The organism is Bradyrhizobium sp. YCK136 (assembly GCF_044570075.1).
In the GTDB taxonomy this organism is placed as follows: Bacteria; Pseudomonadota; Alphaproteobacteria; order Rhizobiales; family Xanthobacteraceae; genus Bradyrhizobium; species Bradyrhizobium diazoefficiens.
This window is the reverse complement of record NZ_CP172424.1, coordinates 4,590,792-4,600,476: the sequence shown is the minus strand read 5'-3', so window position 1 is coordinate 4,600,476 and position 9,685 is coordinate 4,590,792. Positions and strand designations below refer to the sequence as shown.

The window sequence follows — 9,685 nt, the reverse complement described above, 5'->3', positions numbered from 1 at the left end:
CCGTTTGCATGAATGCACAAACTGTAGATCATCGGGCGATACCAGCCCGGTGATTTGCATATCTGAGTACCGATTTGCACCTGTCCGGCACTAGATCTTGTGCTCACAGATGCAAATCCGTGCCCTGAAGGACGCGAAAATGCAATTTCCTTTTATGGGATGCGCAAGAGGCGGCGCGGCGAAAAATTGGCTGCTTCGTCTCAGATGGGTTCATCGCTGGCTGTTTGTGCTTCGTATGAGCCTCAAACTGGCGATGCTGCCGGTCACGACCACTGCAATCGTGCCTGCCTCATCCCCTGCCTCAACCCCTCTACTGGCATCTCTCATGTCCCTTGCTCCTCCTATGGCTGCTTAAGCCTGAGGTGCATTCGGTCGGGCGGCCCGCGATTGGCGGACGGCCCACGAAACGCTGTGTCTGAAGGGGTTTTCTGAAATCACCGCCGGCTGGTCCGGCCTGCTCGACGCATGGAGGAACCGATGCGCGATCGTCTGTTGCGTGCCTACCAGACCTACTCTCTCAGGTCCGGCATTACCCCCAGTCAAAGTGCCCTACTGGCCGAAGCGGCCTGCGTCCTGGGCTCTCGTGGCACGCCCCTCTCCGTGATCAGGAACACGGTCGAGGAGCTGGAGGCGGCCTTCGAAAACTCAGTCCTCGTGGCGAATAATTCCGCCTTTGGACATTTTCGGGGGCCGAAATTGCGAATTATTCCGGGTGGTCTGGAGACCCCCGCGAGGCCCTGATCGGGCCTCCCGCACTCTCTTTTCTCTCATAGAAATTTGCTCGAATTAGGGCGCATTTGCACTTGCATTCGCGTTCGCCTTCGTGCAAATAGCGCCCACGAGGAAGCCATGGACCTGATGCCACACACCGATCCCGTCATCATCGAGAGCCGCGTCCGCGCGCTCAAGGCGGCCGACCACTACCTCCGCCAAGGCCTGCCGACCTTCACCTTCGAGGACGAAGCCGGCCGCGCCTACGTCACCACCGACCGCCGCGACGCTGCCTTCGCGCTCGACTGCGGCGCCAAGTTCGTCGGCTACTGCACCCCTCGCATGTACGAGGTGGCGGCCGGCGTCTGGGCTGAACCCGGGAGAGCCTGACATGAAGAAGCGCTGCGCCATCACCATGACGTTCTCGGTCGATCTGGACATGGTCAAGGGCTGGGGCGACAAGCCTAGCGACTGGACCGATCTGATCCGCGCTGCGGTCATCACCTCCAACATCTACCAGCCGGAGATGGTGGTCCATGAGATCATCGAGAAGAAGTACGACTACGTCGAGGGCACGGGATACGTGCGCCCGACGATTGTCACCGCTGCCGATCGGGACGTGATCTTCCGTGGCGGCCTCCACCGCATCATCGCTGCCTTGATCGCGATGGAGGATGGCGACGAGGAGCTTGGCCACCCCGATGAAGCCCGCCTAACCCGCGAGTTGATCGCCCAGCTGCGAGGTCTCGACGACCAGCCCGCTGCGGCCGAGGAGAAGCAAGCATCATGAGCCAGTATCGACAGCTCCTCGCCGATGAAATGGAGTCCATCACGGCCTTCGCCGCGGCGCATGGTAAGAAGTGGCGCGACACCCTCTCCATGACCTACTGGTACAACGCCCGCATCTGGCGTGACCGGTCCGGCAAGGAGCACCCGGCGCTGCACGCCATCCGCAACGAGTTCGGCCCGACCTGGCTCTACGAGCACTTCAAGCTGCCGAGCGAGGCCGCATGAAGTACGCGAAGGGCGAATGGGTCCAATCGGCCCGCGTCGGCAATGCGCCGAAGTTCGTCGGGCAGGTCATGGGCCACAGCCAAGGCCAATACATCATTCGAGACGCCGACCGCGTGAGGTGGCTGCGTTTCGAGGAAGAGCTTTCACCCGCACCTAAGAAGGCGGCGTGATGGAGCCCCGGATGCGAGTCACAAGCCGCAGTCATCCAGAGGCAAAGGGGCAAACACGGCAGGACCACCGAGGGCAGCGATCTTTCTAGCTGTCGCTCACTTTCAAACGGCCTAGCCACATAGGTGCCGGTCCGCGCCTGGCGATGATGGCCACCATGGACATGATGATGAAGTTCGCGAGCCGGAGAAATCGGTAGCGTATTTGGTTGCTGCGACCCAAACGCAGTGGCGAGCCGGCGCTTCCCGGCAACAATTCGACTACCCGGTGAACCGCGAGCGACCGGACGCAGAGTGGGGCCAGCAGCCCACAAACCATCTGCTGGGGCCTTTCGTCCCCTCACAGTGTGGCGCCTGCTTTGCGTCACACGGGACGCCGCACATGCGGACGCTGTGAGGGGGTGTGCGAGACGAGCCTGGGTCGCGCCGGGCTAGTAGGGATGCCGTCCCTATGAAGGGAAGCCGAGCGCTCTCGGCAAAACTCAGGCCCGGACCACGGATGTGGTCGCGATGGTGGTAGCGAGAGCTGGAAACGGTGGAGGCGGTTCGTCTGCCCGTGAAGCACGCCCAGCCCACCAACCCATTTCACGCCCGAGGTGCGCCTTGGGCCTTGCTTGAAGGCAAACGCAAATGAAAACGCTCGGAATGATCGCAGGCACTCTGGTCGGCATCGGCCTGATGCTGTTCGCGGTGGCGATCAACATCGCATGGGCCTGCCTGATCATCGCCTTGCCCGTCTGGATCCTCCTGCACTTCGTGTTCGGGGTGATCTGATGACACACATCGTCAGCGCCAACGACCTGCATCTCTTCGCGGTCAACACCGGCCCGTTCTACCAGCAGCACCTCGCGATGGCTCGCAACCACGATCCGATCGTCGCGTGGGACCAGCACTTCGATCTGAACGTGGTCCCCCTCTACCGCAAGCAGATCAAGGGCCCGCTCCGCTTCCCGTCCCGCTCCATCTGCGACGCTGCCGAGGCCACCAAGGCCTACTACGAGCGGCACATTACGGAGTTCTGATCATGCCGACACCTCCGCAGTGGAAGTACGTCAGCCGTGACCTCGTCATCACCTATCAGGACATCCACACCCTGGCAATCAAGCGCGGCACCGCGGCCGAGCGGCAGCGCACCGGATGGGGCGCGAGCTACGCGGTGCATCCACGCAACGTCGAGCTGCTGAGCAATACGAAGGCGCTGTTCGATCACGACGCGACCTATCGCTTCATCTGGATCAGCGACGACGAGCTGACCGAGCAACGTCCGGAGACTTGAAAATGACTGACAGAAGCACGATCCGCTGCATCCTCGAAGGCATGCAGAAGCAACTGAGAGACCCAGCGCGCTGGTGCCGCCACAACCACTTTCAGGTTCTCGACGAGAGCGGCGTGCTTCAGGTCAAGAACTTCACGGGCCTCTGGTTCGACGAATACACCCGGATCAGCCGCTGCTGTCTGGACGGCGCGCTGCTGATGCAGACCAAGAGCGACCAGACGGACGCCTACATCGCCACAGCCGATTATCTGTCCAAGGCATCCGACACCCTGTTCGACGAGCCGGACTACGTCGTGATGAACGACAGGTCGGACGGCTACGAGCGAGCCAACCAAATCATCGCCGAGGCGATCAAGCGCGCGACGCCGATCGAGGCTCTCGATGAACCCGTATGAGTTTTACGACGCCGGTTACCTCGCCGGCATCGAGGGGAACGATGCATGCCCGCATCTTCCCTTCACCCTTCCGTGGGTGTGGTGGCAGTGCGGACATTTCGTCGGCCACCACACCCTCTGCTCGCAGCTCGAAGCGACAGTCCTCTTCTTCCCGCAGGACTAAGGAGCCGACAATGGCACTTCGCAAAGACAACGTCGCGTTCGTCAAGGAATTGATGACGCACAGCCGGTACGGCGCCCTCGCCCAGCTCTTCGTAATCGACGCGCTGAGCAAGTGGGCGGACAAAATCTCGAGCGTCGAGCCACAGGCCGTCGACTCCCCGATGATCAGTGGCGAGGCCTGGGTCGGCGTCGCCAAGGAGATCAAGGACAAGATCGATGGCCGGCTATCTTGAGAAGCACGATCCGGCTGATCGCTGCACCTGCTCCTACTGCGGCATCGCCGAGGACATCCACCTTCTGGACGGAGTCCTCGACAAGCGCGGCAACGACACCGGCAAGCTGGCGTGCATCGCCTGCTACCCGAACGACAGCTGGTGCTGCGGCTCCACCAAGATGGTGAAGCTCAGCATCGCCCCCTCCCTCAAGCCCTTCTACGACCAATACGTCGCCAGCGAACAATGGAATGCACGCCGATGAAAAAGACCCCGATCATCAAGACCAACTACCTCATCATCGAGACCGCGATGGTGGTCTATCAGGTGCTGGAGGATACCCGCCTGCATGCCAACGTCACGCTGCCGGACGATCATCCGCTCAAGCAGCGTGAGCTGACCATGCCCGCATGGTGCGACAACTTCGGCTCAGCCACGATCCGCGACCAGTCCTGGCAGATCGCTCCGAAGATCGAGGAGTGCTGGCGCGGCATGACCGAGGATGAGCGCGACGGCGCTATCACCTGGGACTGGGAGTTCGTGCCGGAGTTCCTGCTGTACTGCGTGGACTTCGACCCGAACGATGAGGATCTCTCGTTCGTTTCGGACGACACCGAGGAACTGATCAAGAAATGGCGCGAAGGCCGGGCGACCTGCGAGGCCTTCAAGAGCGAGCTGCCGCCATCGACCCACGAGCGGGACGTGTTTTTCCAGGACTGCCGGGATGAGGCCGAGAAGCAGTGGAAGTACGCCGACCTGATCAGCGATCACCCCGACTCGGTGCAGCGCGCCTTCGAGGCGAAGGAGAAGCCGGCCGAGTTCGTCAAGGCGCTCGGCGAGGAACTGGAGCTGATCGACTTCGGGCCGTGGAAGTGACCATGGCCCGCGTCATCAGCTTCGAGCAGGCGAAGGCCCGCTACATCCATCGGTTCACGATGGAGCACGTACCGGCATGGTCTCGGTTGAGGCCATGCGATCAAGGCGGGACCGAGACCTGGTTCTACGCCCCGCAATTCCGCACGGACCGCGAGTGGTACGACCACACGCTGTTTCCCGGCGAAGGTCACGTCGGGAAGCGGGAGAAGCACTGTTACACCACCGGCCACACGTTCCCACTGGGGATACGGCTGGACCAGCCTTATCGGCGGTCCGCATGAGCGCGTACAAGTCGTGCCCCTGCCCCAAGTCATCACCTTGGGGCGCCATCCAGGACAAGCGAGAGCTGGCGCCTGGCATCTGGTCGGTTTCAACTGCCGGCCACGGCGGCGTCAAGCTGTCTCGCGAGCGCAACGCCGCGGTGCCGGCTTACATGCGAGCCGAAGGCGGCTGGTATGAGGAGGACTGTCAGTGGTCGATCGCTGCTGTCGTCCATCCGATCGGCTTCACCCGAACGATCAAGATCGAGGGTAAGCCTGACCGCACGGAGATGGAGATCGCCCACGAGACGCTCCGCAACTGGTTTCCGGATTGGTTCGAGACGTTCTGCGGCATCCGGATCGAACCAGGCCAGTCCATCGTCCGCGACCAGCAGATTTTCAATCGCGATAACCGGAGCAACTACGTGGTCACCGCGGCGTGGGGCGATTGGGCTCACTGGGTGCCGGAAGGCAAGGTCGGCGTCGTTGCCAAGCGCGCCAGCGATCACACCGAGAAATGGTTCCTCGTGGATAAGGCGATCTACGGACAGCGGTTCGTGATCGACCTCACCCGCGACACCGAAATCACCAAACCTGAGAGGCCATAATGGCAAGGGAATACGTTTCACCGACCGGCTCGCCCATCCTGGGCACGCTGGAGCGATTAACCGGCCGCGCCGAGATCACGGGCATCGAGGACGACGGCGAGCCTGTCTATCAGGGCGGCACCGAGATCTTCTACGACGATCAGGTCACCGCCACGCAGGACGGCAAGATGATCTTCCTCGACGAGAACGGCGCCGAGTGGACGTTCGACCAGCTCACGCCCGCTGACGACAGCGAGGAAGGTGACGACGAGGAGGACGACGGCGATGTCGGCTGCTGAATACAACCGCCACAAGGTTGCGCTCGATGTGCAGGACGCGGTGAACCTGCGGGCTTTGGCCCGCGAGTTCGTCAAGGTCGTCGACCAGGCGGCCGAGGAAACTCAATCCACCGAGGCGACATGGGCCGATCCGGCCGTGCGCCTCTTCGTCAACAAGTTCGAGTCGCTCTCGCACAGCAACTGGAACGATCACTTCGCCGAGGCCTACAAGGCCTGCCGGGAGAAAGCCAATGCGTGAGTTCATCAGCGGATTTTCCAGCGGTCCCGCCTACGACAATGGCGAGAACCACTGCGTCGTCATCTACCTGACAGGACCGAAAGGCGGGACGCGCTGCTGCGAGGTTCTCGATCCTACCCAGGCTCGCAACCTTCGCGACCAGCTCGACCAGGCGATCCTCAAAATCCGTGACGCCGAAGTGCGACGCGAGGAAGCGGTCGAGCATGTTCATCCTCCCCTCGATCTCGGTCGGCCAGGCAGCATCGACCACATGCCTGAGCGCAACAGCGATGACGCTGTCGACGAGAACGGGTGCCCAACATGGGAGTAGCAACAATGACTGGAATGCATGTCGTCGCGATCGGCAGCCCGTTCGACGGGATCGACATCGTCGGCCCGTTCAAGACCGGCGCCGAGGCGGTCGAATGGGCGGATCGCAACTGCAATGACGTCGAGTGGAATGCAGTTCCGCTCAAGGCACAGACAGCCTGGGTCGAGGAGCAGAAACAGTGAAGGTCTGGATTGTCGAAGGCGTTCACCACGTCGTGCCTGGCCGCATCGTCAAGGTGTGCGCGACCGAGGAGCTGGCCGAACTCGAGGCCGTCGACCTGATCAACATCATCCGCAAGGACGCTGATCTTCCGGAGGATACCACGGCCGACGATTGGCCCATCAAACTCGAAGAGGCCCAAGAGGTCCTCAACGATGTCCGGGGCCACGACGATGAATACGTCACGCCCAACGTCGACATCAGCGAACACGAGGTGATCGAATGAAGCTCTATTCCGTCACCGACCTGACAAAGGTCACGCAGCAAGCCATGCGAGAGCTTGGCTTAACCATCGTGAGCAGCAGCCGCGGCAATCTGGTGCTTCGCCAGACCTCCGGCATCGTCTCACAGAACTTCAAGATCAAGATCGAAGACTCAACGCCGGAGAGCACATGATCACCAAGACCGACCTCGCCCACTTCACCGGTACCGACAACCACTACCAGCACCGTCTGATGCGGAGCGTGCGCTACACCGATGGTGTGCAGTTCCTCGCGAAGAACGCGCAGGCCTACTGGCTGATCGACAAGATCGCCACGTTGCAGCTCGAAAAGAAAATTCGAGCTGCGGACTTCCAGGCCTGGCAGCTGGTCGTGACCAACAATACAGCCACCCTCACCTGCAAGGATGACGATGTCATCCTGCACAGCGAGCACATTACGTTCACCGACTTCCCGCTCGACGAAATAACCCTTTGGGTCGAGAGCGGCGTCATCTTGCTCCCGAGCGAGCACTAATCGCCCCAAATAAGGAACTACGACAATGAAACTGCACGCACTATGTGCGTCGGCGGTAGCGCTGACGCTCGCTCTCGCCGTTCCCGCCAAGGCAACAACCAAGGTGAACAAAGACTTCATAAGTCTGGGGGTTATCGCCTACGCCGTCAGCCAGAAGTGCGGCGCCAGCTACGAGTTCGTCGACGGCTCCATGCGGAAGGCTGCCGACCAGATCGGCGCTGACTACGACACCTATGCGCCGGCCGTGATGAACGCGATCTTCGCGATCATGGACTTCGAGTACGACCGGACGAAGCTGATCCCAGAGGTGACACAGCAGGTCCGTGCCGACCTGAACTACCTGCTGGACGAGATCAACAAGGGCAACCGCCAGTTCTGCAACAAGTACGGTGCCGTGATGGTCAACGTCGGCTTCATGCGGAAGATCAAGTGATGCCGCAGGCTCCGGCCCGTGAGTTCCTGAACCCCAGGAACTTCACGGTCGCCCTGCTCCTGGCCGCTGCGTTCGTCGGCGTCCTGGCCAAACTCGCAAATTAGTACTTGCTTGAATGCAAACGTTGTGCAAATGAACCGCCAAACGGGAAACACAGCATGTCCTATCAACTGAGGATCGACGAGATCGTCGAGGCGATGCAGCGGGCCAAGATGCCCGAGGTCAACCACTACACCGCGGTGATCGAGCGGCTCGGTACTGTGATGGCGAAGAGCCTCGCGGCCAAGATCGGAGTCGACTGCGGCGATGTGACGTACGACTGCGGCTTCTTCGGCGCACCGTTCTTCCCCGTCACCGACGGTCAGCCGCTCCCCGATGAGCTGAAGAACCTCGACGACGAAGAATGCTGGGGAGAGGAGTAATGTTCGCAATTGGCATCCCTCCCGGCGAGACGCTGCCGTTCGGCACGGCGGTCGTCCACCAGATCAACTTCGTCCACACCCACCGCGATCGCGCAGGCTTCACCTGGAAGGAGCCGATGACGCTGGACATTCACGTCCTGGCATTCCGGCTCGATGCGATCGTTCCCGCCAACAACGACAATGAAAAGGCCGCCTGAGATGGACTTCGATCTGATCAGAAGAGCCAAGGACTTCGCTATCGAGGCCCACGGTACCCAGAAGCGCAAGTATACGGGCGTGCCATACTGGTACCACCTGGAAGAGGTCGCCTGCACCCTGCTCTGCTACACAGCATCGGCTGAGGTCGTCGCCGCCGGCTGGCTGCACGACACCCTGGAGGACACGCCAACGCAACCGGCACAGCTGATCGAGGCGTTCGGCCCGATCGTCACCGACCTGGTGCTTCAGGTGACCGATGTCAGCGTCAAGGAGCACGGCAATCGCGCCTTCCGCAAGCGCCTCGATCGGCAGTACCTGGCCGGCGCATCCTGGCAAGGCCAGATGATCAAATGCGCCGACATGTTGAGCAACACCCGGGACATCATGGAGCACGACCTCGGCTTCGCCCGGGTCTACGTCCCCGAGAAGCGCAAACTGATCGAGGTGCTGAACAGCGTCCGAGAGTACAGATATTCGATCTGGCAAGAGTGCTTCGACTCCATCGTCGCGGCAGAGCTGGCGCTCCAGCGCGAGGAGAGTGCGGCGTGACGCTGATCGAGCACATCCGGTTCAACATCTGGATCAAGAACAGCGCCCGGCTCAAGGAGGTCGAGGACGCTGATACCGACATCAACCTCATGAGCAACATCGAGCTGCTTGAGCAGATCTCGGCTGCACTGGAGGACGTGTTGAACGAGGCCGGAGTGACTAAGCCCGCTTGATGACGTCCTCGATACGGCTCTTCCTGATGTTCCTCACCTTCTGCAGCATCTCGCCGTGGGTGAGGGTCTGGATCCCGCTCTTGTCCGTGGCGAGGCGGATGACTTGTTGAGCGAACTCCGGCGTGATGTCGAACCAGTCGTTCGCGAGTCTCCGCTTCGCCTTGCCGAGAGTGGCGGTCGCCTCGTTGAAGAGGCGGATGGCAAGCATGTCGCCTGGCACCCAGGCGATGTGATGGATCTGCAGTTCCTTCCAACTCCCGAGCTGGAGGGCCTGCATCCGATCCTTGAGCTGACGCGCCCAACCGATCCTTAGCGGCCGGCCCCCTGTGGGACCGACCGCGTAGACGCAGGCGTGCTGAAGTTCATCGAAGATTGCGCGTTCTGGCTTTGAAGAAAGCCACGGAAGGCCGAATACCATTTCAGATTTCTGCATCTCCAGAGCCCTAC

At 61.3% G+C, this 9,685-nt stretch carries 27 protein-coding genes; 26 read left to right on the top strand and 1 reads right to left on the bottom strand.

Annotation, left to right across the window (positions count from 1 at the left end; translation table 11 throughout):
* The first annotated feature begins 849 nt into the window (after positions 1 to 849).
* From ACFLEY_RS22355 to ACFLEY_RS22230, 26 genes are all read left to right on the top strand, one after another.
* Positions 850 to 1,101 (top strand): hypothetical protein, encoded by a 252-nt coding sequence (locus ACFLEY_RS22355; protein ID WP_396604864.1) that lies wholly within the window; start codon positions 850 to 852, stop codon positions 1,099 to 1,101.
* 1 nt (position 1,102) lies between these two features.
* Positions 1,103 to 1,501, top strand: coding sequence for a hypothetical protein (locus tag ACFLEY_RS22350; RefSeq protein ID WP_396604863.1), 399 nt, complete (start codon positions 1,103 to 1,105; stop codon positions 1,499 to 1,501).
* Positions 1,498 to 1,725 carry a hypothetical protein gene (locus tag ACFLEY_RS22345; protein WP_396604862.1) on the top strand — a complete coding sequence of 76 codons (228 nt, stop codon included), beginning with the start codon at positions 1,498 to 1,500 and terminating at the stop codon, positions 1,723 to 1,725. Before ACFLEY_RS22350 ends, ACFLEY_RS22345 begins: the two co-directional genes overlap by 4 nt.
* On the top strand, positions 1,722 to 1,895 hold the full coding sequence (locus ACFLEY_RS22340) for a hypothetical protein (protein ID WP_396604861.1): 174 nt from the start codon (positions 1,722 to 1,724) through the stop codon (positions 1,893 to 1,895). Before ACFLEY_RS22345 ends, ACFLEY_RS22340 begins: the two co-directional genes overlap by 4 nt.
* 642 nt (positions 1,896 to 2,537) lie before the next feature.
* Complete coding sequence (locus ACFLEY_RS22335; protein ID WP_396604860.1) at positions 2,538 to 2,666, top strand: hypothetical protein; 129 nt, start codon at positions 2,538 to 2,540, stop codon at positions 2,664 to 2,666.
* The gene (locus ACFLEY_RS22330) at positions 2,666 to 2,914 is read left to right on the top strand and encodes a hypothetical protein (protein ID WP_396604859.1); all 249 of its coding nucleotides are present in this window, start codon (positions 2,666 to 2,668) and stop codon (positions 2,912 to 2,914) included. Before ACFLEY_RS22335 ends, ACFLEY_RS22330 begins: the two co-directional genes overlap by 1 nt.
* A gap of 2 nt (positions 2,915 to 2,916) precedes the next feature.
* Positions 2,917 to 3,168: a hypothetical protein gene (locus ACFLEY_RS22325; protein ID WP_060912012.1), complete on the top strand. Its 252-nt coding sequence runs from the start codon at positions 2,917 to 2,919 to the stop codon at positions 3,166 to 3,168.
* Positions 3,169 to 3,170: 2 nt separating this feature from the next.
* On the top strand, positions 3,171 to 3,563 hold the full coding sequence (locus tag ACFLEY_RS22320) for a hypothetical protein (protein ID WP_396604858.1): 393 nt from the start codon (positions 3,171 to 3,173) through the stop codon (positions 3,561 to 3,563).
* The gene (locus ACFLEY_RS22315; RefSeq protein WP_171901274.1) at positions 3,550 to 3,726 is read left to right on the top strand and encodes a hypothetical protein; all 177 of its coding nucleotides are present in this window, start codon (positions 3,550 to 3,552) and stop codon (positions 3,724 to 3,726) included. The genes ACFLEY_RS22320 and ACFLEY_RS22315 overlap by 14 nt, the downstream gene beginning before the upstream one ends.
* Positions 3,727 to 3,736: 10 nt before the next feature.
* The gene (locus ACFLEY_RS22310; protein ID WP_396604857.1) at positions 3,737 to 3,958 is read left to right on the top strand and encodes a hypothetical protein; all 222 of its coding nucleotides are present in this window, start codon (positions 3,737 to 3,739) and stop codon (positions 3,956 to 3,958) included.
* Positions 3,942 to 4,202, top strand: coding sequence for a hypothetical protein (locus ACFLEY_RS22305; protein ID WP_396604856.1), 261 nt, complete (start codon positions 3,942 to 3,944; stop codon positions 4,200 to 4,202). The genes ACFLEY_RS22310 and ACFLEY_RS22305 overlap by 17 nt, the downstream gene beginning before the upstream one ends.
* A complete protein-coding gene (locus tag ACFLEY_RS22300) occupies positions 4,199 to 4,813 on the top strand; it encodes a hypothetical protein (RefSeq protein ID WP_060912008.1) in 615 nt (204 codons plus the stop codon). Before ACFLEY_RS22305 ends, ACFLEY_RS22300 begins: the two co-directional genes overlap by 4 nt.
* Before the next feature lie 2 nt (positions 4,814 to 4,815).
* The gene (locus tag ACFLEY_RS22295; protein WP_396604855.1) at positions 4,816 to 5,094 is read left to right on the top strand and encodes a hypothetical protein; all 279 of its coding nucleotides are present in this window, start codon (positions 4,816 to 4,818) and stop codon (positions 5,092 to 5,094) included.
* Complete coding sequence (locus ACFLEY_RS22290; protein WP_396604854.1) at positions 5,091 to 5,681, top strand: DUF7007 domain-containing protein; 591 nt, start codon at positions 5,091 to 5,093, stop codon at positions 5,679 to 5,681. Before ACFLEY_RS22295 ends, ACFLEY_RS22290 begins: the two co-directional genes overlap by 4 nt.
* Positions 5,681 to 5,959: a hypothetical protein gene (locus tag ACFLEY_RS22285; protein WP_396604853.1), complete on the top strand. Its 279-nt coding sequence runs from the start codon at positions 5,681 to 5,683 to the stop codon at positions 5,957 to 5,959. The genes ACFLEY_RS22290 and ACFLEY_RS22285 overlap by 1 nt, the downstream gene beginning before the upstream one ends.
* Complete coding sequence (locus ACFLEY_RS22280) at positions 5,946 to 6,197, top strand: hypothetical protein (protein WP_060912004.1); 252 nt, start codon at positions 5,946 to 5,948, stop codon at positions 6,195 to 6,197. The genes ACFLEY_RS22285 and ACFLEY_RS22280 overlap by 14 nt, the downstream gene beginning before the upstream one ends.
* Complete coding sequence (locus ACFLEY_RS22275) at positions 6,190 to 6,507, top strand: hypothetical protein (RefSeq protein WP_396604852.1); 318 nt, start codon at positions 6,190 to 6,192, stop codon at positions 6,505 to 6,507. The genes ACFLEY_RS22280 and ACFLEY_RS22275 overlap by 8 nt, the downstream gene beginning before the upstream one ends.
* Before the next feature lie 5 nt (positions 6,508 to 6,512).
* The gene (locus tag ACFLEY_RS22270) at positions 6,513 to 6,689 is read left to right on the top strand and encodes a hypothetical protein (protein WP_171901273.1); all 177 of its coding nucleotides are present in this window, start codon (positions 6,513 to 6,515) and stop codon (positions 6,687 to 6,689) included.
* On the top strand, positions 6,686 to 6,952 hold the full coding sequence (locus ACFLEY_RS22265; protein ID WP_060912002.1) for a hypothetical protein: 267 nt from the start codon (positions 6,686 to 6,688) through the stop codon (positions 6,950 to 6,952). Before ACFLEY_RS22270 ends, ACFLEY_RS22265 begins: the two co-directional genes overlap by 4 nt.
* Positions 6,949 to 7,122: a hypothetical protein gene (locus ACFLEY_RS22260; RefSeq protein WP_396604851.1), complete on the top strand. Its 174-nt coding sequence runs from the start codon at positions 6,949 to 6,951 to the stop codon at positions 7,120 to 7,122. Before ACFLEY_RS22265 ends, ACFLEY_RS22260 begins: the two co-directional genes overlap by 4 nt.
* Positions 7,119 to 7,463 carry a DUF6876 family protein gene (locus tag ACFLEY_RS22255; RefSeq protein ID WP_060912001.1) on the top strand — a complete coding sequence of 115 codons (345 nt, stop codon included), beginning with the start codon at positions 7,119 to 7,121 and terminating at the stop codon, positions 7,461 to 7,463. The genes ACFLEY_RS22260 and ACFLEY_RS22255 overlap by 4 nt, the downstream gene beginning before the upstream one ends.
* Before the next feature lie 25 nt (positions 7,464 to 7,488).
* Positions 7,489 to 7,896: a hypothetical protein gene (locus tag ACFLEY_RS22250; protein ID WP_396604850.1), complete on the top strand. Its 408-nt coding sequence runs from the start codon at positions 7,489 to 7,491 to the stop codon at positions 7,894 to 7,896.
* Positions 7,897 to 8,054: 158 nt separating this feature from the next.
* Positions 8,055 to 8,318: a hypothetical protein gene (locus ACFLEY_RS22245; protein ID WP_396604849.1), complete on the top strand. Its 264-nt coding sequence runs from the start codon at positions 8,055 to 8,057 to the stop codon at positions 8,316 to 8,318.
* Positions 8,318 to 8,515 carry a hypothetical protein gene (locus ACFLEY_RS22240; protein ID WP_060911998.1) on the top strand — a complete coding sequence of 66 codons (198 nt, stop codon included), beginning with the start codon at positions 8,318 to 8,320 and terminating at the stop codon, positions 8,513 to 8,515. Before ACFLEY_RS22245 ends, ACFLEY_RS22240 begins: the two co-directional genes overlap by 1 nt.
* A 1-nt stretch (position 8,516) precedes the next feature.
* Entirely contained in the window at positions 8,517 to 9,065 is a 549-nt protein-coding gene (locus ACFLEY_RS22235; RefSeq protein ID WP_396604848.1) for an HD domain-containing protein, read from the top strand.
* Positions 9,062 to 9,238 carry a hypothetical protein gene (locus ACFLEY_RS22230; protein WP_396604847.1) on the top strand — a complete coding sequence of 59 codons (177 nt, stop codon included), beginning with the start codon at positions 9,062 to 9,064 and terminating at the stop codon, positions 9,236 to 9,238. The genes ACFLEY_RS22235 and ACFLEY_RS22230 overlap by 4 nt, the downstream gene beginning before the upstream one ends.
* Here ACFLEY_RS22230 and ACFLEY_RS22225 read toward each other — a convergent pair.
* Positions 9,225 to 9,671, bottom strand: a complete 447-nt coding sequence (locus ACFLEY_RS22225) for a hypothetical protein (RefSeq protein WP_396604846.1) — start codon at positions 9,669 to 9,671, stop codon at positions 9,225 to 9,227. The genes ACFLEY_RS22230 and ACFLEY_RS22225 overlap by 14 nt on opposite strands.
* Between the last annotated feature and the right edge of the window lie 14 nt (positions 9,672 to 9,685).

Coding starts and splice junctions, on each gene's coding strand:
- ACFLEY_RS22340 (WP_396604861.1), top strand. CDS start 1,722: ATGAAGTACGCGAAGGGCGAATGGGTCCAATCGGCCCGCGTCGGCAAT.
- ACFLEY_RS22355 (WP_396604864.1), top strand. CDS start 850: ATGGACCTGATGCCACACACCGATCCCGTCATCATCGAGAGCCGCGTC.
- ACFLEY_RS22330 (WP_396604859.1), top strand. CDS start 2,666: ATGACACACATCGTCAGCGCCAACGACCTGCATCTCTTCGCGGTCAAC.
- ACFLEY_RS22350 (WP_396604863.1), top strand. CDS start 1,103: ATGAAGAAGCGCTGCGCCATCACCATGACGTTCTCGGTCGATCTGGAC.
- ACFLEY_RS22280 (WP_060912004.1), top strand. CDS start 5,946: ATGTCGGCTGCTGAATACAACCGCCACAAGGTTGCGCTCGATGTGCAG.
- ACFLEY_RS22235 (WP_396604848.1), top strand. CDS start 8,517: ATGGACTTCGATCTGATCAGAAGAGCCAAGGACTTCGCTATCGAGGCC.
- ACFLEY_RS22310 (WP_396604857.1), top strand. CDS start 3,737: ATGGCACTTCGCAAAGACAACGTCGCGTTCGTCAAGGAATTGATGACG.
- ACFLEY_RS22275 (WP_396604852.1), top strand. CDS start 6,190: ATGCGTGAGTTCATCAGCGGATTTTCCAGCGGTCCCGCCTACGACAAT.
- ACFLEY_RS22305 (WP_396604856.1), top strand. CDS start 3,942: ATGGCCGGCTATCTTGAGAAGCACGATCCGGCTGATCGCTGCACCTGC.
- ACFLEY_RS22300 (WP_060912008.1), top strand. CDS start 4,199: ATGAAAAAGACCCCGATCATCAAGACCAACTACCTCATCATCGAGACC.
- ACFLEY_RS22255 (WP_060912001.1), top strand. CDS start 7,119: ATGATCACCAAGACCGACCTCGCCCACTTCACCGGTACCGACAACCAC.
- ACFLEY_RS22260 (WP_396604851.1), top strand. CDS start 6,949: ATGAAGCTCTATTCCGTCACCGACCTGACAAAGGTCACGCAGCAAGCC.
- ACFLEY_RS22345 (WP_396604862.1), top strand. CDS start 1,498: ATGAGCCAGTATCGACAGCTCCTCGCCGATGAAATGGAGTCCATCACG.
- ACFLEY_RS22320 (WP_396604858.1), top strand. CDS start 3,171: ATGACTGACAGAAGCACGATCCGCTGCATCCTCGAAGGCATGCAGAAG.
- ACFLEY_RS22245 (WP_396604849.1), top strand. CDS start 8,055: ATGTCCTATCAACTGAGGATCGACGAGATCGTCGAGGCGATGCAGCGG.
- ACFLEY_RS22335 (WP_396604860.1), top strand. CDS start 2,538: ATGATCGCAGGCACTCTGGTCGGCATCGGCCTGATGCTGTTCGCGGTG.
- ACFLEY_RS22325 (WP_060912012.1), top strand. CDS start 2,917: ATGCCGACACCTCCGCAGTGGAAGTACGTCAGCCGTGACCTCGTCATC.
- ACFLEY_RS22285 (WP_396604853.1), top strand. CDS start 5,681: ATGGCAAGGGAATACGTTTCACCGACCGGCTCGCCCATCCTGGGCACG.
- ACFLEY_RS22315 (WP_171901274.1), top strand. CDS start 3,550: ATGAACCCGTATGAGTTTTACGACGCCGGTTACCTCGCCGGCATCGAG.
- ACFLEY_RS22225 (WP_396604846.1), bottom strand. CDS start 9,671: ATGCAGAAATCTGAAATGGTATTCGGCCTTCCGTGGCTTTCTTCAAAG.
- ACFLEY_RS22290 (WP_396604854.1), top strand. CDS start 5,091: ATGAGCGCGTACAAGTCGTGCCCCTGCCCCAAGTCATCACCTTGGGGC.
- ACFLEY_RS22270 (WP_171901273.1), top strand. CDS start 6,513: ATGACTGGAATGCATGTCGTCGCGATCGGCAGCCCGTTCGACGGGATC.
- ACFLEY_RS22250 (WP_396604850.1), top strand. CDS start 7,489: ATGAAACTGCACGCACTATGTGCGTCGGCGGTAGCGCTGACGCTCGCT.
- ACFLEY_RS22240 (WP_060911998.1), top strand. CDS start 8,318: ATGTTCGCAATTGGCATCCCTCCCGGCGAGACGCTGCCGTTCGGCACG.
- ACFLEY_RS22295 (WP_396604855.1), top strand. CDS start 4,816: ATGGCCCGCGTCATCAGCTTCGAGCAGGCGAAGGCCCGCTACATCCAT.